The organism is Aliirhizobium wenxiniae, from assembly GCF_019511445.1.
Taxonomy (GTDB): domain Bacteria; phylum Pseudomonadota; class Alphaproteobacteria; order Rhizobiales; family Rhizobiaceae; genus Neorhizobium; species Neorhizobium wenxiniae_A.
In genome coordinates this window covers 1-18,072 of the sequence record NZ_JAEUAN010000035.1, presented here as the reverse complement: position 1 = coordinate 18,072, position 18,072 = coordinate 1, and the positions used below count along the sequence as shown (strand labels likewise).

At 57.1% G+C, this 18,072-nt stretch carries 22 protein-coding genes and 4 pseudogenes; 14 read left to right on the top strand and 12 right to left on the bottom strand.

Features of this window, described 5'->3' with window-relative positions; all coding sequences use genetic code 11:
• Window positions 1–19 precede the first annotated feature (19 nt).
• The 6 genes from JNB91_RS28600 to JNB91_RS28575 all read left to right on the top strand — a co-directional run bounded on the left by JNB91_RS28600 (window position 20) and on the right by JNB91_RS28575 (window position 6,790).
• Entirely contained in the window at window positions 20–979 is a 960-nt protein-coding gene (locus JNB91_RS28600) for a tripartite tricarboxylate transporter substrate binding protein (RefSeq protein WP_112504271.1), read from the top strand.
• Window positions 979–1,437 (top strand): tripartite tricarboxylate transporter TctB family protein, encoded by a 459-nt coding sequence (locus tag JNB91_RS28595; protein WP_112504269.1) that lies wholly within the window; start codon window positions 979–981, stop codon window positions 1,435–1,437. Before JNB91_RS28600 ends, JNB91_RS28595 begins: the two co-directional genes overlap by 1 nt.
• Window positions 1,438–1,458: 21 nt before the next feature.
• On the top strand, window positions 1,459–2,967 hold the full coding sequence (locus tag JNB91_RS28590) for a tripartite tricarboxylate transporter permease (RefSeq protein ID WP_220328840.1): 1,509 nt from the start codon (window positions 1,459–1,461) through the stop codon (window positions 2,965–2,967).
• Between the two features lie 73 nt (window positions 2,968–3,040).
• Entirely contained in the window at window positions 3,041–4,228 is a 1,188-nt protein-coding gene (locus tag JNB91_RS28585) for an alpha-hydroxy acid oxidase (protein WP_220328839.1), read from the top strand.
• Between the two features lie 394 nt (window positions 4,229–4,622).
• On the top strand, window positions 4,623–6,407 hold the full coding sequence (locus JNB91_RS28580; RefSeq protein ID WP_220328838.1) for a PAS domain-containing protein: 1,785 nt from the start codon (window positions 4,623–4,625) through the stop codon (window positions 6,405–6,407).
• A gap of 2 nt (window positions 6,408–6,409) precedes the next feature.
• Window positions 6,410–6,790 carry a response regulator gene (locus tag JNB91_RS28575; protein WP_220328837.1) on the top strand — a complete coding sequence of 127 codons (381 nt, stop codon included), beginning with the start codon at window positions 6,410–6,412 and terminating at the stop codon, window positions 6,788–6,790.
• 271 nt (window positions 6,791–7,061) lie between these two features.
• Here JNB91_RS28575 and JNB91_RS28570 read toward each other — a convergent pair.
• The 4 genes and pseudogenes from JNB91_RS28570 to JNB91_RS28555 all read right to left on the bottom strand — a co-directional run.
• Window positions 7,062–7,535, bottom strand: a pseudogene (locus tag JNB91_RS28570) (penicillin-binding transpeptidase domain-containing protein); the annotation flags it as partial.
• A 31-nt stretch (window positions 7,536–7,566) separates the two neighbouring features.
• Window positions 7,567–7,947: pseudogene (locus tag JNB91_RS28565) on the bottom strand (PrpF domain-containing protein); the annotation flags it as partial.
• 45 nt (window positions 7,948–7,992) lie between these two features.
• Window positions 7,993–8,451 (bottom strand): GNAT family N-acetyltransferase, encoded by a 459-nt coding sequence (locus tag JNB91_RS28560; RefSeq protein WP_223218450.1) that lies wholly within the window; start codon window positions 8,449–8,451, stop codon window positions 7,993–7,995.
• Between the two features lie 192 nt (window positions 8,452–8,643).
• Window positions 8,644–9,054 (bottom strand): annotated as a pseudogene (locus JNB91_RS28555) (DUF1349 domain-containing protein); the annotation flags it as partial.
• Here JNB91_RS28555 and JNB91_RS31020 point away from each other — a divergent pair.
• Entirely contained in the window at window positions 9,034–9,348 is a 315-nt protein-coding gene (locus JNB91_RS31020) for a hypothetical protein (RefSeq protein WP_223218444.1), read from the top strand. The pseudogene JNB91_RS28555 and the gene JNB91_RS31020 overlap by 21 nt on opposite strands.
• A 241-nt stretch (window positions 9,349–9,589) precedes the next feature.
• Here the strand turns inward: JNB91_RS31020 and JNB91_RS28545 are convergent.
• A pseudogene (locus tag JNB91_RS28545) lies at window positions 9,590–9,760 on the bottom strand (DUF3606 domain-containing protein); the annotation flags it as partial.
• A gap of 462 nt (window positions 9,761–10,222) precedes the next feature.
• On the opposite strand from JNB91_RS28545, the gene JNB91_RS28540 reads away from it, so the two are divergent.
• The gene (locus JNB91_RS28540; protein WP_220328834.1) at window positions 10,223–10,504 is read left to right on the top strand and encodes a hypothetical protein; all 282 of its coding nucleotides are present in this window, start codon (window positions 10,223–10,225) and stop codon (window positions 10,502–10,504) included.
• Between the two features lie 12 nt (window positions 10,505–10,516).
• Here the strand turns inward: JNB91_RS28540 and JNB91_RS28535 are convergent, their stop codons facing one another.
• Window positions 10,517–10,876: a hypothetical protein gene (locus tag JNB91_RS28535; protein ID WP_220328833.1), complete on the bottom strand. Its 360-nt coding sequence runs from the start codon at window positions 10,874–10,876 to the stop codon at window positions 10,517–10,519.
• A complete protein-coding gene (locus JNB91_RS28530; RefSeq protein WP_222857659.1) occupies window positions 10,873–11,091 on the bottom strand; it encodes a hypothetical protein in 219 nt (72 codons plus the stop codon). The genes JNB91_RS28535 and JNB91_RS28530 overlap by 4 nt, the downstream gene beginning before the upstream one ends.
• Before the next feature lie 226 nt (window positions 11,092–11,317).
• On the opposite strand from JNB91_RS28530, the gene JNB91_RS28525 reads away from it, so the two are divergent.
• The 3 genes from JNB91_RS28525 (at window position 11,318) to JNB91_RS28515 (ending at window position 14,159) form a co-directional block, all read left to right on the top strand.
• Window positions 11,318–11,458: a hypothetical protein gene (locus tag JNB91_RS28525; RefSeq protein WP_220328863.1), complete on the top strand. Its 141-nt coding sequence runs from the start codon at window positions 11,318–11,320 to the stop codon at window positions 11,456–11,458.
• 181 nt (window positions 11,459–11,639) lie between these two features.
• Window positions 11,640–12,437 (top strand): aminoglycoside adenylyltransferase domain-containing protein, encoded by a 798-nt coding sequence (locus JNB91_RS28520; protein WP_220328832.1) that lies wholly within the window; start codon window positions 11,640–11,642, stop codon window positions 12,435–12,437.
• A 1,206-nt stretch (window positions 12,438–13,643) separates the two neighbouring features.
• Window positions 13,644–14,159, top strand: coding sequence for a DUF6428 family protein (locus JNB91_RS28515; RefSeq protein WP_220328831.1), 516 nt, complete (start codon window positions 13,644–13,646; stop codon window positions 14,157–14,159).
• Between the two features lie 263 nt (window positions 14,160–14,422).
• Here the strand turns inward: JNB91_RS28515 and JNB91_RS28510 are convergent, their stop codons facing one another.
• From JNB91_RS28510 to JNB91_RS28495, 4 genes are all read right to left on the bottom strand, one after another.
• The gene (locus tag JNB91_RS28510) at window positions 14,423–14,776 is read right to left on the bottom strand and encodes a YkgJ family cysteine cluster protein (RefSeq protein ID WP_430736374.1); all 354 of its coding nucleotides are present in this window, start codon (window positions 14,774–14,776) and stop codon (window positions 14,423–14,425) included.
• A 23-nt stretch (window positions 14,777–14,799) separates the two neighbouring features.
• Window positions 14,800–15,114, bottom strand: a complete 315-nt coding sequence (locus JNB91_RS28505; protein WP_220328830.1) for a hypothetical protein — start codon at window positions 15,112–15,114, stop codon at window positions 14,800–14,802.
• 56 nt (window positions 15,115–15,170) lie between these two features.
• Window positions 15,171–15,368 carry a hypothetical protein gene (locus JNB91_RS28500; protein WP_220328829.1) on the bottom strand — a complete coding sequence of 66 codons (198 nt, stop codon included), beginning with the start codon at window positions 15,366–15,368 and terminating at the stop codon, window positions 15,171–15,173.
• Between the two features lie 127 nt (window positions 15,369–15,495).
• Complete coding sequence (locus JNB91_RS28495) at window positions 15,496–15,705, bottom strand: cold-shock protein (RefSeq protein ID WP_220328828.1); 210 nt, start codon at window positions 15,703–15,705, stop codon at window positions 15,496–15,498.
• Window positions 15,706–16,177: 472 nt separating this feature from the next.
• Here JNB91_RS28495 and JNB91_RS28490 point away from each other — a divergent pair, with 472 nt between their 5' ends.
• The 3 genes from JNB91_RS28490 to JNB91_RS28485 all read left to right on the top strand — a co-directional run bounded on the left by JNB91_RS28490 (window position 16,178) and on the right by JNB91_RS28485 (window position 17,445).
• Window positions 16,178–16,366 (top strand): hypothetical protein, encoded by a 189-nt coding sequence (locus tag JNB91_RS28490; RefSeq protein ID WP_112506273.1) that lies wholly within the window; start codon window positions 16,178–16,180, stop codon window positions 16,364–16,366.
• Between the two features lie 666 nt (window positions 16,367–17,032).
• Window positions 17,033–17,161 (top strand): hypothetical protein, encoded by a 129-nt coding sequence (locus JNB91_RS31300; protein WP_262928043.1) that lies wholly within the window; start codon window positions 17,033–17,035, stop codon window positions 17,159–17,161.
• On the top strand, window positions 17,161–17,445 hold the full coding sequence (locus tag JNB91_RS28485; RefSeq protein WP_220328827.1) for a hypothetical protein: 285 nt from the start codon (window positions 17,161–17,163) through the stop codon (window positions 17,443–17,445). The genes JNB91_RS31300 and JNB91_RS28485 overlap by 1 nt, the downstream gene beginning before the upstream one ends.
• Here JNB91_RS28485 and istB read toward each other — a convergent pair.
• The coding region (gene istB, locus JNB91_RS28480) for an IS21-like element helper ATPase IstB (RefSeq protein WP_220328826.1) at window positions 17,436–18,072 on the bottom strand (637 nt) is incomplete at its 5' end. The two genes, JNB91_RS28485 and istB, sit on opposite strands and share 10 nt — an antisense overlap.

Genomic DNA, 18,072 nt, shown 5'->3' with positions numbered 1-18,072 from the left:
ATCCAATGGAGGATTGGACATGACGCATTGCAAGATAAAATTCGCATTCGCTGCCGCGGTATTTGCCGCGTCGGCCTCTTATGCTCACGCCGAATGGCCGAATGACCGCCCGATCCAGATGATTGTGGCCTTTGCTCCGGGCGGCAGCACGGACGTCATGGCGCGCGCCATCGAGCCGTTCCTGGAAAAAGAACTCGGCGCCGACATCGTCATCGAAAACCGGCCCGGCGCATCTGGCGAGATTGCCTATACGGCGCTGTCCAAGGCAAAGCCGGACGGCTACACGTTCTCCTACATCAACACACCGGGCTACCTGTCGATGCAGGTGCAGCGTAAACTTGGCTATGATCCGAAGACGATCAAGCCGATCGTCCGCATCGTAGATGACCCGACCGCGATCGTCGTGCCGGCCGCTTCCGAGATCAAGACGCTGAAGGATTTCGTCGACGCTGCAAAGGCAAAGCCAGGTGCTGTCTCCTACGGTTCTTCCGGTGTCGGCACGGATGACCATCTGGCGATCATTCTGCTCGGCGCTGCGACCGGCACGACCTTTACCCATATCCCGTTTTCCGGCGCCGGCGAAACCCGCACGGCAATTCTCGGCTCGCAGGTCTCCGGTGGTGGTCTCAACATCAGCGAGTTTGCCGGCAATGACACGTCGGGACTGCGCATGATCGCTCATTTCGGTACGGATCGTTCGCCGCAATTGCCGGATGTGCCGACGGCCAAGGAACAGGGATTTGACGTCGAGATGACGTCCGAACGCGGTATCGCGGCGCCGCGCGAACTGTCGGATGAAATCACCCAGAAATTCGGCGAAGCCATGAAGAAGGTTCTCGACAATCCCGAATTCCAGAAGCAGGCCAAGCAGCTTGCGCTTCCATTGGCTTATCTGTCCGGGCCGGACTGGGAAAAGCAGATGCCGGATCGTCTGGCACGCTTCCAGAAGATCTGGAATGAAACGCCTTGGGTGAAGTGATGAGCGGCTCCTCCACAGCAAAGCGGGATTTTCCCGATATCTTGGCGGGGGGCGTGATGATCGGGTTGGGAGCGCTTGGTCTTTGGGCCGGGCGTGACCTCCAGTTCGGCTCGGCTGCGATGATGGGTGCGGGCTTTTTGCCGGATGTGATCTGCGGAATGCTGATCGCGATCGGTGCGTATGTCCTGATCAAAGCGTTGGGCAAGGCCTACGAACCGTTCGACGAGTCAAACTTCAAACCTCTGATCATTCTCGTCGTCGCAATCGCCGGCTTCGCTTTCATGTCGGAAACGTTGGGTTTTATCGTCTCAACGATCTGGCTTCTCGTGATCGGCAGTCTTGCTGATCAGGAGTCGCGCTGGCGCGAGATCGCGATCTCCACCGTCCTGCTGACGATCTTTGGCGCTCTCGTCTTCATCTACGGCCTCGGCGTTCAGATGCCGATCCTGCCGTTCTGATCGAGACTGGAAGGAATACCCATGGCATTTCTCGATGTCCTCATGCTGGGCTTCTCCGAAGCCTTTACCCCGACCAACCTCTTCTTCTGTTTCCTAGGTGCATTGCTGGGTACGCTGATCGGCGTCCTGCCGGGGATCGGCCCGACTGCCACAGTCGCGATCCTGCTGCCTGTCACGTTTTTTCTGCCGCCGCTCGGCGCTCTCATCATGCTGGCAGGCATTTTTTATGGTGCGCAATATGGTGGCTCGACGACTGCGATCCTGGTCAATCTGCCCGGTGAGGCCTCTGCGGTCGTCACGGCGATCGACGGATACCAGATGGCCCGAAAGGGACGAGCGGGGGCAGCACTCGCGATCGCGGCCCTCGGCTCCTTCTTTGCCGGTACGGTAGCGACTATCGGTCTTGCGGTAGCCGGCCCGACGCTTTCGTCCTTTGCGCTGTCCTTTGGACCGGCCGAATATGTCTCGCTCTGTATCTTCGGTCTGCTGGCGGCAACGATCTTGGCGCATGGATCGGTGATCAAGGCGATCGGTATGGTTTGCCTGGGCCTCGTCCTCGGCATGGTCGGCATCGATGTCAACAGCGGCTCGACGCGCCTTACCTTCGGTTCGACCGAACTTTATGACGGTATCGATTTCGTCGTTATCGCCGTCGGCCTGTTCGGTGTCGCCGAGATCGCCAGCAATCTCGAATTCAAGGAAGCACGCGGCGTGCTGCAAAGCACGATAGGCCGTCTGTGGCCGACTAGGCAGGAGTTCAAGGAAAGCTGGGGCGCGGTCCTTCGCGGCACCGGTGTCGGCACCATTCTCGGCGTTTTGCCGGGCGGCGGCGCGACGCTCAGCGCATTCAGTGCCTATTCGGTTGAGAAAAAGATCTCCAAGACGCCTGAAAAATTCGGCCATGGGGCGATTGCCGGCGTGGCCGGCCCGGAGGCCGCCAATAATGCCGGAGCGCAATCATCATTCATTCCGCTTCTCACCCTCGGCATTCCATCGAACTCCATCATGGCAATGATGCTCGGCGCCATGACGATCCACGGGATCACGCCCGGTCCATCGGTCATCCAGAACCAGCCGGAACTGTTCTGGGGGCTCGTGGCGTCGATGTGGATCGGCAATGCGATGCTGCTCGTCATCAACCTCCCGCTGATCGGCGTTTGGGTTCGTCTGCTGAAGGTGCCTTACCGCCTTCTCTATCCGGCGATCCTGTTGTTCTGCTGCATCGGCGTCTACAGCGTCAACAATCGCGGCTTCGACGTCGCCTTGGTGATCCTGTTCGGCGTACTCGGCTATGTCCTGCGCAAAGCCAAATGCGAAGCGGGGCCGTTGCTCCTTGGCTTCGTACTGGGGCCGCTCCTCGAAACGAACCTGAGACGTGCTCTTCTCCTGTCGCAGGGCGATCCTCTCGTCTTCGTCGAGCGTCCGATCAGCGCTGTGCTGCTGCTGATCACAGCAGGCATGCTTTTGACTTTGATCCTTCCGGCGATCCGCAAGGGGCGTAAGGAAGCGTTCGAGGCAAGCGAAGACTGACATCATCGGACTCAATGCGGCCGGCTTCTGTCGGCCGCAATTGCTATCTAGCATCAACCTAGAGAGGCCAGCCGTGCCTGGATCAAGAAACACTGCCCGGGTACGCGGCCTGTCCGGAGTCCTTAGTCTCGACGATTTCGAAAAGACGGCGCGCCGACATCTTCCGCGGCCACTGTTTGGTTATATTGCCGGTGCCAGCGAGACGAATTCATCGCTTCGGCAAAATTCCGAGGCTTTCGATCGTTTTGCCTTCCGGCCGCGGGTTCTACGCAACGTCTCCGGCCGAACCATGGAGACGACGCTTTTCGGGATCCGCTACCAGGCACCCTTCGGCATCGCTCCGATGGGGATCAGTGCCTTGATGGCATATCGGGGTGACATCATTCTTGCGGAAGGCGCCGCAGAGACCGGGATTGCCGCGATTATGAGCGGATCTTCGTTGATCCGGATGGAAGATGTCGCAAAGGTTGCCCCTGGAACCTGGTTCCAAGCCTATCTTCCGGGCGAGAACGACCGGATCGATGCGCTCATCGATCGTGTAGCCGGGGCAGGTTTCAAAACATTGGTACTCACTGTCGACACGGCGGCGCTTGCCAATCGTGAGAACAATGTTCGTGCCGGGTTTTCCACGCCGCTCCGCCCGAGCTTGCGCCTTGCCTGGGAAGGCATTTCTCATCCTCGCTGGGCAATTGGAACATTTCTGAAATCGATTGTTCGTCACGGCATCCCGCATTTCGAAAACTCCTATGCGACGCGAGGCGCTCCGATCATTGCCTCCAACGTTATGCGTGACTTCGGAAAAAAAGATCATCTCGACTGGAGCCATCTCGAGCGGATCCGCAGCCACTGGAATGGCAATCTCGTCGTAAAGGGGATCATGCATCCGGAGGACGCGGCTCACGCAGCAGACGCCGGGGCGGACGGTATCATTCTTTCCAATCACGGCGGGCGCCAGCTCGACGGAACGGCCTCCCCGCTGCAAGTGCTACCGGACATCGTAGCGAGGATCGATGGTCGAATTCCGGTTATGATCGATGGCGGCTTCCGCCGCGGCACGGATATTGTAAAGGCGCTCGCTATTGGGGCCAGTTTCGTGTTTGTCGGGCGGCCTTTCCTCTACGCAGCCGCAGTAGGCGGGGCTGATGGTGTGCGAAAGGCGGCCGAAATTCTTAAATCGGAGATCAGTCGGAACATGGCTCTACTGGGAGCGACAGGTCTGCACGATCTTTCCCGCGACGTAATTATCGATAAGCATCTGTGAGCCACAGCCTTTACGCTTCGAAATTCTTTCGACTTCAGCCTAAAAATTGTACGGTGTTTGCTTCAGCCGCACAGCGGCTTTGCGTCACTTCGATCGCCACGTTCCGCTCAGGACCAATAAGCGTGGCATAGGTGCGCTTTGGGCAATTACGTTGTTTCAGACCGCTTTCTGTGACCTTCGCCTGACATTGCTTTGGCTTCAACGGTGCAAGCGGGATGGTGGTACGGGCGACATCTGCAATAATCCTGAGAAAGCAGCACAGGCCCGTGAAATACCGCACCGTTGTGATGAGAGAATGCTAGAAGCTTTAGCTTGAACTGCTCTTGCGAAGAAGCCCGCGATCTTGCACGCTTATCTTCCATTGACCGACAGCTGCCCCATATGCCCGCTATACGTGGCCGAGGACCCAATTCTGAAACATTCCGCTACCCTTGATAAGGCGCTGGCCTGGTCCATTGCAAACCGCTTTTCGTTGTCGCGTCAGTTCGCAATTGTGACCGTGGCTGTGCTCGTGGTTGGCCTCGTCAGAGGTCTTTTCATCACCGAGCTTGTGCCGTGGCTTTTCTTCATACCGGTGATCATAGCAAGCGCTCTGTTGTTGAGCCGCGACGCGGGGGTTTTCGCCAGCGTGCTTGCGGCGATTGTCGCGGGCTTCACGATCGGAAGCTCCGACAATGCGTTCTGGATGACCGGCCCGCAATGGGCGGGCAGCATCCTGTTCCTTCTCGTGGTCGTGGGACTTGCGGTTCTCGTGGGAGAGCTGCGCTATACCTTCGCGCGCAACCGGGGTCTAACGGAAACGAATGCCGAGACAAATATTTTGCTCGGGGAGCGAGAAGCGTTTCTGGCTAGTGTGCTGGCTAGCTCGACCGACTGTATCAAGGTGCTTGATCTGGATGGACGGCTGACTTTCATGTCCGAGGGCGGACAAAAGGTCATGGAAGTGAGCGACTTCAATGCAATCTCCGGATGTCCGTGGCCCGCTTTCTGGAATGGTGCGGGCAACGTCCAGGCTGAGGCGGCAGTAAAGGCCGCAAGGAAGGGACAGTCCAGCAGCTTCATTGCCAGGGCAAGTACTATGGGAGGGACCGAGAAATGGTGGGATGTGGCGGTTAGTCCGATCCTAGGTGTTGACGGCCAGCCGAAGCAAATTCTCTCGGTGTCCCGCGATATTACAGCGTCACGCTACAACGAAGAGCAACATCGCCAGCTCGGCCGGATTGTCGAAACAACGACGGATTTTGTCGGCATGGCCGATCTGGATGGCACCGTGTACTTCCTCAATGACGCCGCCCTTAACATGGTCGGCCTGTCGAGGGAGCGGTTGGGCAGGGTGCATGTCACGGATTTCTTCCCGCCAGCCGAGGCCTCGCAGGTGGAAAAGGAAGTCCTTCCGGCCGTCGCCGAAAAGGGGCACTGGATCGGTGAGCTGTCGTTTCGGCACTTCTTGACGGGCCAGCTTATCCCTGTTCTGTACAACGTATTCCCAGTGTCCGATACCGATGGCAAGCTCGTCGGCTATGGCACGGTCACCCGCGACTTCACAGAACGAAAAAACGCCGAGGCGCGACAGCGTCTGCTGAATGACGAGCTGAGCCACAGGCTCAAGAACGTCTTGTCGGTAGTCCAGTCCGTCGCATCACAAACCCTCAGGCAATCGCAAGACCTTGCTTCTGCAAACACCGCGTTGATGTCGCGGCTCGTCGCGCTTGGAGAGGCTGCAAGTGTTCTGACGGCAAACGAGTGGTCGTCGGCCGGAATTCACCAGCTTGTCCGCACCGTGCTTGGACATCACGCCGATATTGGCGACCGCATCATCATTGACGGACCCGAGCTTGTCTTGCATCCGCAGGCCGCAATGGCATTTGCACTCGCGCTCCATGAACTTGCCACGAACGCGGCGAAATATGGCGCTCTGTCAAACGAGACCGGAAAAGTACGCTTGACCTGGTCTGCTGGCGAGGCTGATGACGGAAATGGACCGAGACTGAAGCTGTTGTGGGAAGAGGTTGGTGGGCCGCCGGTTCAGCCACCCTCTCGCCGAGGCTTCGGTTCAACCATGATCGAAAGATCGCTGAGAGCCTATTTTAAAGGCGAGGCAAAGCTCGAGTATCGAACGACAGGTCTTCGTTTTGAAATCGATTGTCCGCTTGACGCGGCTGGAAGTCTGGAAAGCTGAATATGGGGCAGAGTAAACTGTTCAACACCCATTCGATCCTCATCGTCGACGACGAGGCGATCCTGCGTTTCGACCTGGCGGACTTTTTCATGGACGCTGGTTACCATGTCTACGATGCTGCTGACGCGGACGAGGCGATCGCCATTCTTGAGGCACACGATTCGATCCGTGTTGTTCTAACAGATGTCCAGATGCCTGGTTCAATGGACGGGATGAAACTGGCACACTACATCCGCGACCGTTACCCGCCGACCGTACTTCTGGTCACGTCCGGTATGCGAAAAATCGAACTGGACGAAATGCCCGAAAACAGCCTGTTCATCACGAAGCCGTTCGACCCAAATCGCTTGCTCAAGCACATCGAGGAGATCGTCAGAACGTGACGACCCGACTCTGCCCGAGCAATCAGTCGGGTGGCGACGGGGTGCATTTATCAAAGTCGGGGCTGGGTGGGCCACGAAAACGTCGGTTGGCGCTCCTTGTTCGAGAACGAGATCCTAATTGGGTTTTTTAAAAATGAAAGCGGTACGAAGCGATGAGTTCTTGAACTCTGTAATAGTTAGAAGGACCTTCGTCCTTGGGCACAGGAGCTGACCGGATGGAGATCGCTCAGTGCCTTCAGTAAGTGACGCATTTGATCCGCTGCAAAGTCGCTCAATAGTTGATGAGGAGATTCCGAGTATCGCCAAAGGTAGGCTGCACTCCCAGTAGCGAAGCTGATCGAGCGATTATTTCTTTCACCATAGGGGCGGCGGTGTAAGCGGCTGTTCTACCACCTTTCTCCCCTGTGAGTGGAGCGTCGATGATTGTCAGAACAACGTAGCGCGGGTGGTCGATTGGAAAGCCGGCCAAGAAGGCGTTGAAGTTAAGGTGTGAAGCATACCTGCCGTTGACAACCTTATCGGCAGTACCTGTTTTGCCGCCCACGTTGTATCCAGACACTTGCGCATTTCGCCCTGATCCTTTCTCACCGTTCCACTTGAACAAATAACGCATCGCTGCGCTTGTTTCGGGTTTGATTATCTGTGTTCCACGGGGAGATATTTCGTCTGAGTGTAGAAACTTCGGCGAGAACAATTGTCATCCATTCATCAAGGCGGCACCTGCCATAGCGGTCTGCAGCGGCGTCAACCTCTTCGCCAGGTTTTACCGTGATGAACCCAGTATCAGCTGCCCAAAGCGGGAGGGCGGACGACATATTCCCACAGTTAACGCTCCAATCAATGTTTCCGTGATCACTGGCAAGTTGCGCGAAGGTAGTCTCCAATATCGTAGGGTCATCGCGCCCGCCCTTCACGATGAAGACCTTGTTACTGGTTGCAGTGCCTCGGCCCAAGCCTGTGATCTGCCGGTTGCCCTTCAGCGGTCCGCTTAAAGGCACGCCCATAAGATGGCGCAGAAGTTCCTCGCGCAGTTCGAGGTTTTCCGGCAGAAACTCATCCCACAGCACCAGACCTGTCGAGGTGCCGCCACGCATATGGTGAACGGGGAACTCAGCAACGCCGTTGTTCAATCGAGGCTTCAGGAGAGATTTGTTCATTGTAGCTGTGCCTGTGAAGGGGTGAGAGGAATTGATGTGCCGGGACTATTGAGTGATGACCAATTTGAAGCCTGTATGACTTGGCACAAAGCCGAGGTTTTCATAAAACCGGTGAGCATCTTCGCGGGACTTATCGCTGGTTAACTGCACCAGTTCGCACCCGCGCTGACGACAGTAGTCGATCGCCCATTCAAAAACAGCATGGCCCAGTCCGTAGCCCCTATGACTCCGGGCCACTCGAACACCCTCTATCTGCCCACGTAGAGCGCCGGAGCGCGCAAGAGTTGGAATGATCGAGACTTGAAGGGTGGCAACGGGCACCCCATCCATCTCACCGATCGCTAAGAACTGGTTTGGATCGTCCTTGATCTTAGCGAAAGCGTCGAGATACGCCTGAGAAAGTGGAAGCTGGATTACCTCGCGGACTGCCCCTAGTTCGTCATCTGCAAGCATTTGAACGATGTCCGGGAGATCTGCTTCCGTAGCCATCCTGATCGTAATCAACTTCAACTCCTCAATGTAATTCAGCAAAAGCACCGATACCTACGCATCAGACACCAGCGCCAACTGGCCGTTTTATGCATTCGTGAGAGGTTAAATACCAGGCGGTCGCATCACAACTACGATACCGGATGCCAGAAGAAGACGTTTAGCATTGATCGGGTCGCCGTGACGCCAAGTCATCGGGTAATGCAGCTATGTCAGGTCGTGAAGGTCTTTGCCCAAGGCCTGACCCAATCGCCACTCACTAAATCTCACCTTCAAGCCTGCACGTTCGGGCGTGCAGCACATTGGACCAACTAGATAGCGATTCGCTTCTGGGAATGGGCAGAGGCGGACCAAGGGCCAAATCTGCCCATCGCCTGAAGCTTGTATTCTCAGAACGCCGCTCTGGACGGTCACCCTTATCCAGAAATCTGATGGGTTTCCCTCGTACCGCCCCGTTGCCCAGTCGGATACTCCATCCGTCAACACACTGCCTAACAATCCATATCCGTCCGAGAACTCGATACCGGTCTTGACCCAACGTCTTTCGTCGAGCCTGACCATGAGGCCAGCCTGGTCGTAGAGATGTTCAAAATGTGCTTGGACTCGAACCTGGGCGGTGACCCGACGCATGTCTACACGATCGGCTACGTCGCTGTGCTGACCGGCGAAAGCCTCGAACTCATCCAGGAAATCGCCAGCAACTCCGACAATATCGACTATGGTGAGATGATCCATGCCCATGACGGCAGCGAAGAGGGCATCACGACATTCACCGACCGGGGCGTCGAGAGTCTAAAAGAATTCCTCGCCGATATCCGCACCTGGGAGGGAGGCGTTCGCCAGTTCCTTGCAGACGAGCAATGCGACCAGGAAAAGATCGAGCGCATCATGGCAGACCAGCCAAAATCATAAACGGTGCGGCCTACGCCGGATGGATACTCTGGAACGGCAAACGTTGGCGGACAAGGCTGCTTTGCCCCCTAGCGGTCCTGATGTCGGGATTTTTCCGCCCCACTCAAACGGGTGAGAAGGGCGGCAAAGTCGCCGTCATTGGGCGGTGGCTGGCGCGAAGGGTGGCTTTGCAACGCGCTGCGCACCATGGCGCTGGATGCCAGGCGGATAAAGTCGGAGGAAGACCGATCGGCCGACGCCATCACTTCTTACGATCCAGCTCAGCCTCAACCTTGGAACGGCTGTTGCCGACTTCATGCACGGCATCTTTCACCGCGTCCTTTGAAACGTTTTCCTTGTCTGCCTCGTAACGAACTTCATGTTCCTGTCCGCCGGCGACTTTGGCGCGATCCTGTGCGCGACCCGCTCCTGTTTGACATGATTGACCCTCTTCATGATGTCATGAGGCGCCACAACCGACGATAGGGGTAACTTGTTCCCGTTTTCCCTCACGTCACCCAAGACATTCACGAGCACGCCGAAACGCCGCCTGCCCTCTTGCAGCTGCTTCGCGGTGGCAAGCGGCAGGTCTATGACAGGTTCAAGGATCTGCACGACCCGGGCGGCGGCACGGCGCACACCTGGATCTTCGCTTTCGCTCGAAATCTCTTTTGCCAACGCGTACATGCGTCGAAAGCTACCGCACTCTTCGGCAGCTCTGAGCCAATCATCATTTTTGATCATCTGCCGACACATAGTCGGATAGCAGGCCGCGTCGCTGTTCCAATGAAGCTGTAGTCAATGTCAGATTAACGGATTAGTAACATCTGAAATGCGCGGAATCTATGGCCTTGAATTAAGTTGGATTCCACTAACTCTCCAAGGAGTGTAGCGTATGGCAGGCCAGTTTGAATCGGGTCGAAAGACCTTCTCGCAAATGGATATATCCGAGCGCGATGCGGTCTTACAGGAATTGAGCAAGAGTTTGCGTTACAAGGCAATGGCATCGCGCGCCGCGTCCTACCCTCGTTGGAAGGATATGGAAGTCCTTGGCGAGCGAATTGAGCGCGATCATACGACGATCGCGGCAGACCTCGACGGAGCGGCAGTGACTGTTATCGAGGCGGTGCGGCTTCTGTCCGAGGTAGAGCGCGAGTTTACCGAAACGAGGCATTAAAGGCTGGCAGGCTCACGATGGGCGGCGGCGCGCGCGCCGTTTTGCTCGCTTGCTTCGCATGGTGGTGATTGGGCTTGCGATGTTTCCGCCATCCCGCCTGAAGCGCCAGAGCAGCCCGTAGACTGGCAGGGCGAGCAGTCCAACATAGGCTGTGCCTTCGGCATGACACGACGCATTGTCGGCCCATCGCTCGACCGTCGCCGGCTTCCCGAATGCGCCCGTAATTGCGAGAGTTGAGCCCGCGGCGAGGGCGACAGTTGCCAGTACGCTGAAGGCCCAATGCAGCGAGATCGCCTTAGCGTGATCGAGATAGAGGACCAAGCCTGCGATCGCGCCGAGCAACAGTCCGAAGGATCGGTAAAACAGCGTCATGGCCACGGACCTGGACGCAGCTTGCCACGCGTTTCAAGATCCTCGTGATTCAGCTCGTCCACTAACTCATTGACCTGCTCATCTGACAGGCCGTCCATGACGATGCCGTCGACAACCATCGGCAGGCCTGTGAAGATATCAAGAACTGTCCATGCGTCAGCATAGACCCGGCTGGCGGCGGCTTGGTATCGAAGTGTTTGGCGCGTGATGGTCATGGTACAAGAAAGAAAGAGGGCGGTATACGGAGAGGTTATATCTCTCTCAACATGGCCCAATTACACCGAACGGAATGGGCTGCGTCAATGATGCGCGGTCCCGCCAATTTCGCCGCTACGCAACGAACTCGGTTCCCCCACGCCCCGGAGGCGGCCTTTGGCCGTCATTGACCCATCCCCTCCCTTATCGGTTGGCGACCTTTGTTTTCATTCAAAGGAGCTGACGATGACCACTTACGATCACATTCAGCAACTGCGTGCCGAGCTGGCGGTATCGACGGACGCAGCAGAGCGCCGTCAGTTGCAGCCGAGCTTGCAGCAGCAGAACAGCAGCACGCAGCGGAAGAGGCTGCATTCGACGCGATGATCAGCGCAGCGCCGCCCGAATAGGCGGCTTTGCGCCACATCCGGACTTTGCTGGTGATGCCGCAAAGGTCGCCTCTCGACCCCAAGAGAGACGCTAGCCAGCCGTTGCCCGGTTGCCGAAAGCGGCCATTACAACTAAGCATGATAGCAAGTCTCTAACCCTTAATGGTTGCCTGTGCCGCATGGACGCCTGTACCGACAAGTTGAGCATTCCGCCCGAGGCGACGAACGCGCTGCAAATCCTGAAGCGTCGGCTCGGGTCGTCTCTTACGGCGGTCTATCTGCATGGCTCCGCCGTAGCCGAGGGACTGCGTAAGCGGAGCGACGTGGACCTTCTCGTTATTGTAGGCAAGGCGCTGCCCGTTCAGGTACGCGCGTGCCTATCAGCCGATCTCATGAAAGTCTCCGGGCTCTATCCGTTCGACCCGATGGGACGACGGCCGCTGGAGGTTATAATCGTCCGGTTGGCCGATCTCGAACCGATACCGTATCCAGCACGTGCCGAGTTCGTATACGGTGAATGGTTGCGGGGCGCTCTTGAAGGCGGCGCAGTTCCGCAAGCCGAGACGAATCCCGAGTTCACTCTGCTGCTTGCTCAAGCACGAGGAGAAGCGGTGCCTTTGGGTGGCCCGAGCATCGCCGATTTGGTTCCCGACATACCTTCAGACGTCATAAGCAGGGCAATTTGTGATCTTCTGCCGGAACTTGCCGGATCTGCAGAAGGGGATGAACGCAATGTCCTCCTGACGCTCGCGCGAATGTGGAGGACGCTGAAGACAGGTCAATTCGTTTCCAAAAATACCGCTGCGGAGTGGGCAGGTCCGCTGTTGCCTGACCAGGCGGCACGAACCCTCGCACTTGCGCGGGATGCCTATCTTGGTCACGGGGATGACGATCTACACCTTCGGAGAACGGAAGTAACGCAGACGGTAGTGGAGATGAGAGATCGCATTCTCGCAATCCTGCAACATCACTCATGACGTCTGCTATCTCCGAACATGCACCAGAAGCCGACTGTCAACTTCCCACCCCATTGCTGCCGTTCGATTTGACGCGGGCGAATGGCAGCAATGGGCCGAAGGTAGACATGGCGCTAGATCGCCATACGCGGACAAACGTGAACACTTCGATCGCGATCGAAGCTTCGACACGCTGAACCTGCGACAAGGGTCAAACAACAATGAGGCCCAAGTCATGACATCTCCACTAACATCCGCGACCGTGCCCTTTTTTGGATGGTACGTGGTCGCGGCGACCTTCGTTCTGGCGACGTCCGGCTGGGGGGTGGGTTTTTACGGGCTACCAATTTATCTGCAGATGGTGGTGCAGCGAACGGGTTGGTCTGTTGCACTCGTATCGAGCGCCGTAACGCTGCATTTCATCGTGGGCGCGGTGGTTGTAGCAAACCTCCTTCGATTATATCGGCTTTGGAACATCTCAATCATAACCGTCGCCGGAGCGGTTCTACTCGCAACGGGTGTCGTCGGCTGGTCTTTGGCATTCCAGCCCTGGCATCTGTTTGCGGCCGCTCTCCTTAGCGGCACAGGCTGGGTTGCTTTGAGCGCTGCGGCGGTCAATGCCATTATCTCTCCCTGGTTCGTCCGCAGACGCCCGGCAGCCCTGTCCATGGCATACAATGGCGCGAGGTGGCGTGATATTCTCACCCTTGTGGGTTATCCTCATCGTGTCGAGCGGGTTTGCGCAGGCCACGATCATCGTCGGGATTTCGATGATTCTCACCATAGGTGCGTTGTCTGTCCTGGTCTTTTCCAAATCACCCGAAGTTATGGGTCAATCACCGGATGGAAACGGGTCGCACGTGGTGAACTCGCCAATGTCGGCACCACTGGTTTCGTCGGGGCCGCGGAGCTCTCTGTGGAGGAACCGCCGTTTCCTAACGCTTGCAATAGCAATGGCTGTGGGATTGTTCGCCCAGATAGGACTGCTATCTCAGCTATTTTCAATGGTGGTGCCACTCTTTGGGCCGCAAACGGCTGGGCTGGTCATGGGCGGAGCGACCGTTGCGGCAATAGCCGGGCGAAGCAGCATCGGTGGGCTGATGCCAGCAGCTGCAGATCGTCGTTTGGAAGGCGCGTCTCCTGAGACAGCGCCGCGAACGATGAAAGGGCTTGACGTTCATCCATACTTCAATAATCCTTGAATTACTGGATAGAGGGATAGCCCGTATGAGCGCGATCGGCAAGTCCGTTTCGACCGACATCAGTCTCGGCCATCTCCTCGATGTGCTGGCGGTGGCGCCGGATGCACCACTGATCTTCAATTATGATGGTAGTTCGGTCCGGCCTGGCTATCACGTCACCGAGGTGAAGGCCGGGCAGTTCTCGGCGCTCGACTGCGGTGCGAACCCGGAAACCTGGGCAGAGACCTTCGTGCAGCTCTGGGATATCGACGAGGACGACCGGACACACATGCCGGCCGGCAAGTTCGCGGCGATCATCCGCAAGGTAGCAGACCATGTGCGGCTCGAGCCGACGGCAAAGCTGACGTTCGAGGTCAGCGACGGAGAGCGGCCGATGGCCCTCTACTGCGCGGCAGCGCCGCGGCTCGTCGCCGGCTCCTTCGAGGTTTCCCTTTCCGCTCGGCCGGCGAGCTGCAAGCCAAGAGATCGGTGGCTGGCGGAGGAGCAGGCGAAGTCATCCTGCTGCGGGCCGGCTGTCGATGAGTCAGCTTGCTGCACGTAACCTCGCTGGTCGAGTGATGACGTGATCTTCTTGTCGATCCGCAGCGGATTAAGCTTCTGAGTTTTATCAGATTTCACTCGTTATGATAACGGGTCGATGGTTCGATCCCGCTCAAGCTTAAGGTGAAGCGTCTTGAGCTGATGCTGATGTGATTTGGCGGAACCGGCGGGTGGCGCACACTAAAATAGCCATCGGCGGGTTACCGGCAAATGCATACGGAACGTGCACGCCGCCATCGAGGCACGATGCCGAGCTCTGCTGCCCTATGCTCGGGGAGCACAACCCGCGGCGATATCAAAGGCTGACCGCGCAGTTGTACAGGCATAGTCACCGGGAGAGCAGGCACGGCAAACGTCGGGTCGCTCCTCATAGACGAGGCAAGTCGTGGTTTCGCCCACGGTGCCGGAGAGAGCGGAGCACCTCGAACTCTCGCAACGCATGCCTCTTTGATCTGCGCTCACGAAACGAGCAGGAAGTCTGTCCAGCGCCGCGTCGGTCTCAGTGGTAAATCGTGGCCAGTCCGGCGAGTACGAACAGCAGGCACCACATGTCTGGCAGTCCAGATCTGTTGCTTCAGGCGGAGAAACACTCCAAGTCGGCTCATTCGCGTGAAGCAGCTCGGCGTATGTCTCGTCGGAAATCACTTGTGTTTCAGCAGCCACATCTTGCCCGCCATGGTTATGCCATGTGCTGAAACCGCCGGATCGACGTCGGCGTTGAGCAGCTGCAAAAGACCGGCATCCCGCAATTGGTTTATGGTCGCTGTCGACGCGAACTTGACCTTGATAGGACGTTCCTTCAAGCGATCAGATTTTTTGTAGGTTACGTCCGCATTGAGATGGGTCCATCGACCGCCATCCTGCGGATAAAGATCACCCTCCTTGACGAGCTTCAGGCCCCTGATCTGGACCGGGCCCAGTTCGACCGGAAGAGAGGTGGATGTCGTGCTGTTCATCGTATAATTCCTTTGTCTGGGGCTCAATCAGCTGCGATCAGCGATTGGGGTCAGCCTCAGCTCTTGTTCCTCTCGACGTCGGTCGCTCGCCCTTGAGCAAGGCGGGCCTCTCTTAGGCGGGACGTTTTGTCCCGGCGTGCCTTCTCGGCAGCATCAAGTTCTTCGTGAACGCGATCGCGGGTCACGGTTTCGACCTTCGCCCTGTCGAACGCCTTTTCTGCGTTCTGACGGGCCGAACTGTATTTTTCGGTCATCGTGATCCTTGCGCCAGTCAGAGACACCAATGAAAAAAAGGCCAGGCGTTGGCCTGACCTTCGGTCGTTCCTTGCTTCGGCAGTGCCAGTACATCCGTGGTCAAAGCTAAGCTGGAACAGAACTATGTTAAGCAGCCTGAAGGTTGCCAGCCGACATCTTGCCGGACTTCCTGTCAGTTTCCAGCTCGAAGGCGATCTTCTGGCCTTCAACAAGCTCGCGCATGCCGGCCCGCTCAACTGCCGAGATATGCACGAAGGCATCCGGACCGCCGTTGTCGGGTTGAATGAAGCCGAAGCCCTTGGTGGGATTAAACCATTTTACTGTGCCGATGGTCATGAATAACCCTTTCATAGCAACAATTGGGGATCGCGCCGCGGACGCGACACGATTGGTGGTAGCGATGCTTTAAAGGGAGGGTCGTTCAACACGCGATGTCAATCGCGCAGCAAGCAAATCTCGGCAGGAAAATATCGTTAAACCCAAGATGGAGGTCCTGGCGCACAAAGTCAATCAAAAGTTTTGGCGGGCTGCAACTGGGGTGGCCGTTCAGGCGGGCTCGCGCCTGAAATTGGCGGTGAAACCGTCAGCCAGGCTGCCCGCCCATCCACTGAGCTTTTGAGTGGCGAAAACCGTCGGATCGAACGTCAGGCGTCGATGACCATCTTTCGACTTATGATTTCTTGTGCGTTGTAGCGAGATATCAGGGCAGCGGGCTGTCTTTATTCCATGTCTGCACTACTTAACTAATATCGCGGGCTTACCAGCGACTGGGAGATCCTTGAGCTCTCGCGTTATCGCGGAGAGTTAATTGGTCGCCACCGAACCCACCTATCGCGCCGTTCAGGAACCCGATTACAGCTGGACTGTGATTGTCGTCGAGACTGGCCTCGCCTACTGCGTCCAGGGTTTTCCCATGGCACTACTACGTGAAGAAGTGGCGCTCGCATTGGCTGACGCGCTGAACATGATGATGCCCGAGGGCATGACGATACATTGAAGGATGGTCCCGATAGCAATTAGGTGGAGGGCGTCTTGGCGTTGTCCGCCGCGGACCTTCCTTCAGCGAATGCGATGCTGGTGCGGGGAGCTCTGTCGGAAACACTGCGGGCAGCCTTCATACGTCTGCATCGTTGAGTTTTTCCTTGCTATCCTTCTGCAATAGGCGCGTTGTATTCGATGGGGCGCTACGCCTCCGAGGAGAATCCTATGTCTATTCAATGGAGAGATCTTACCGGGACGCTGACCAAGAGATATTCGCTAGTCAGAAATCAAAACGAGAATTCAACCTGTGACAGCGGAGATCTGAAGGAGACCTCGAACCTACAGCAAAGAGTAGCTTTCGAAACAGGACGGCACGAAGAACGCATCACCCGCGAGAGACATGCAGCAGCGAAGATCTCACGCTTTCAACGCGGAATAACCGGAGCTGGCATCTCCCTTTCGCAGCCATCCAAGCCATCCGATCCGAAGCATGGCGCAGAGCGTGCGTCGTTAAGTGAGCGCCGTGACACTCAGGAAGAGCGCTAGTCGTCAGGGGTACTTGAGCCTACATCGCAGCGAGAAAGTCGACGGACTGATCGACGTGCTCAGCCTGCAAAGCTCCGATTTCCCGTGCTATATTATCAAATAAAGCGGCTAGCTCGCTTTTAACGAGGAGAACGCCATGGCCAAAGGTCAGGTACGCGGAAACAAAGAGGCTAGGAAGCCGAAAAAGGACAAGCCTGCCCCGAAAGAGGCAACGGCGCTTGGATCACAGGTCAAAGACGGCCAATCTTCAAAGAAGAACAAGTGATGGCCCGCGGAGAAGGCCGCGCGGCCTTCTTTTCGATCATTTTTGCAGCTTTGATCTTCGCTGTTGTTGCTGGAGGACTATGGTGGATGACGGATCATGCTGGAAACCTCGACACCAAAAGCAGCATTGCGTATTCCAATGAAACCGGACAGGAATTCCGATCTTTAACCGGACGCTTATTCCAGCGTTATACCGGACGCGGCTCCGAGGCTAAGCCGGACGGCCGCAATGTCTCTGGGTCGTGGTTTATCAATGTCGGCGTATATCGGCTCGGTCAAGCCTGAGTTGCATCCTCGGCTGACAGGTTTCGATGTTTGCGCAGGCTCTCGCCGGAAAGTTCGATGCGATAGGCGTTGTGAACGAGACGATCCAACACGGCATCAGCGATCGTGGGATTGCCGATCATATCGTACCAGTGGTCCACGGGGATCTGGCTGGTAACGATGGTCGAGCGCTGCTCGTAGCGATCTTCGACAATCTCCAGGAGATCGCGTCGTTGCTCGTCGCTGAGCTTCTCCGGTCCCCAATCGTCCAGGATCAGAAGGTCGGTCTTGGCCAGGCTCTTGAGCAGCTTCGCATAGCGGCCGTCGCCTCGTGCCAGGGCGAGTGAGGCGAATAGCCGGGGGACGCGGTGGTAGGCGACGGAAAGGTCCTCGCGGCATGCCTTGTGGCCAAGGGCGCAGGCCAGCCAACTTTTGCCGACGCCGGCCGGCCCGATCAATAGCAAGGAGTGCCGCTGCCTGATCCAGTCGCAGGTGGAAAGCTTGAGGAAGAGATTACGATCGAGACCGCGTGCTGCGCGAAAATCGACATTCTCGACCTGAGCGTCATGGCGGAGCTTGGCAGCACGCGCTCTTGCCTCGAAGCGCTTCTGGCGACGCGAGGTCTGTTCCCGTTCGAGCAGGATCGCA

Excerpts from the sequence above, each read along its gene's own strand:
- JNB91_RS28500 (WP_220328829.1), bottom strand. The coding sequence starts at position 15,368 with ATGACCGAAAAATACAGTTCGGCCCGTCAGAACGCAGAAAAGGCGTTC.
- JNB91_RS28535 (WP_220328833.1), bottom strand. The coding sequence starts at position 10,876 with ATGACGCTGTTTTACCGATCCTTCGGACTGTTGCTCGGCGCGATCGCA.
- JNB91_RS28600 (WP_112504271.1), top strand. The coding sequence starts at position 20 with ATGACGCATTGCAAGATAAAATTCGCATTCGCTGCCGCGGTATTTGCC.
- JNB91_RS28595 (WP_112504269.1), top strand. The coding sequence starts at position 979 with ATGAGCGGCTCCTCCACAGCAAAGCGGGATTTTCCCGATATCTTGGCG.
- JNB91_RS28525 (WP_220328863.1), top strand. The coding sequence starts at position 11,318 with ATGACCACTTACGATCACATTCAGCAACTGCGTGCCGAGCTGGCGGTA.
- JNB91_RS31300 (WP_262928043.1), top strand. The coding sequence starts at position 17,033 with ATGGCCAAAGGTCAGGTACGCGGAAACAAAGAGGCTAGGAAGCCGAAA.
- JNB91_RS28590 (WP_220328840.1), top strand. The coding sequence starts at position 1,459 with ATGGCATTTCTCGATGTCCTCATGCTGGGCTTCTCCGAAGCCTTTACC.
- JNB91_RS28515 (WP_220328831.1), top strand. The coding sequence starts at position 13,644 with ATGAGCGCGATCGGCAAGTCCGTTTCGACCGACATCAGTCTCGGCCAT.
- JNB91_RS28505 (WP_220328830.1), bottom strand. The coding sequence starts at position 15,114 with ATGAACAGCACGACATCCACCTCTCTTCCGGTCGAACTGGGCCCGGTC.
- JNB91_RS28540 (WP_220328834.1), top strand. The coding sequence starts at position 10,223 with ATGGCAGGCCAGTTTGAATCGGGTCGAAAGACCTTCTCGCAAATGGAT.
- JNB91_RS28530 (WP_222857659.1), bottom strand. The coding sequence starts at position 11,091 with ATGACCATCACGCGCCAAACACTTCGATACCAAGCCGCCGCCAGCCGG.
- JNB91_RS28495 (WP_220328828.1), bottom strand. The coding sequence starts at position 15,705 with ATGACCATCGGCACAGTAAAATGGTTTAATCCCACCAAGGGCTTCGGC.
- JNB91_RS28575 (WP_220328837.1), top strand. The coding sequence starts at position 6,410 with ATGGGGCAGAGTAAACTGTTCAACACCCATTCGATCCTCATCGTCGAC.
- JNB91_RS28485 (WP_220328827.1), top strand. The coding sequence starts at position 17,161 with ATGGCCCGCGGAGAAGGCCGCGCGGCCTTCTTTTCGATCATTTTTGCA.
- JNB91_RS28520 (WP_220328832.1), top strand. The coding sequence starts at position 11,640 with ATGGACGCCTGTACCGACAAGTTGAGCATTCCGCCCGAGGCGACGAAC.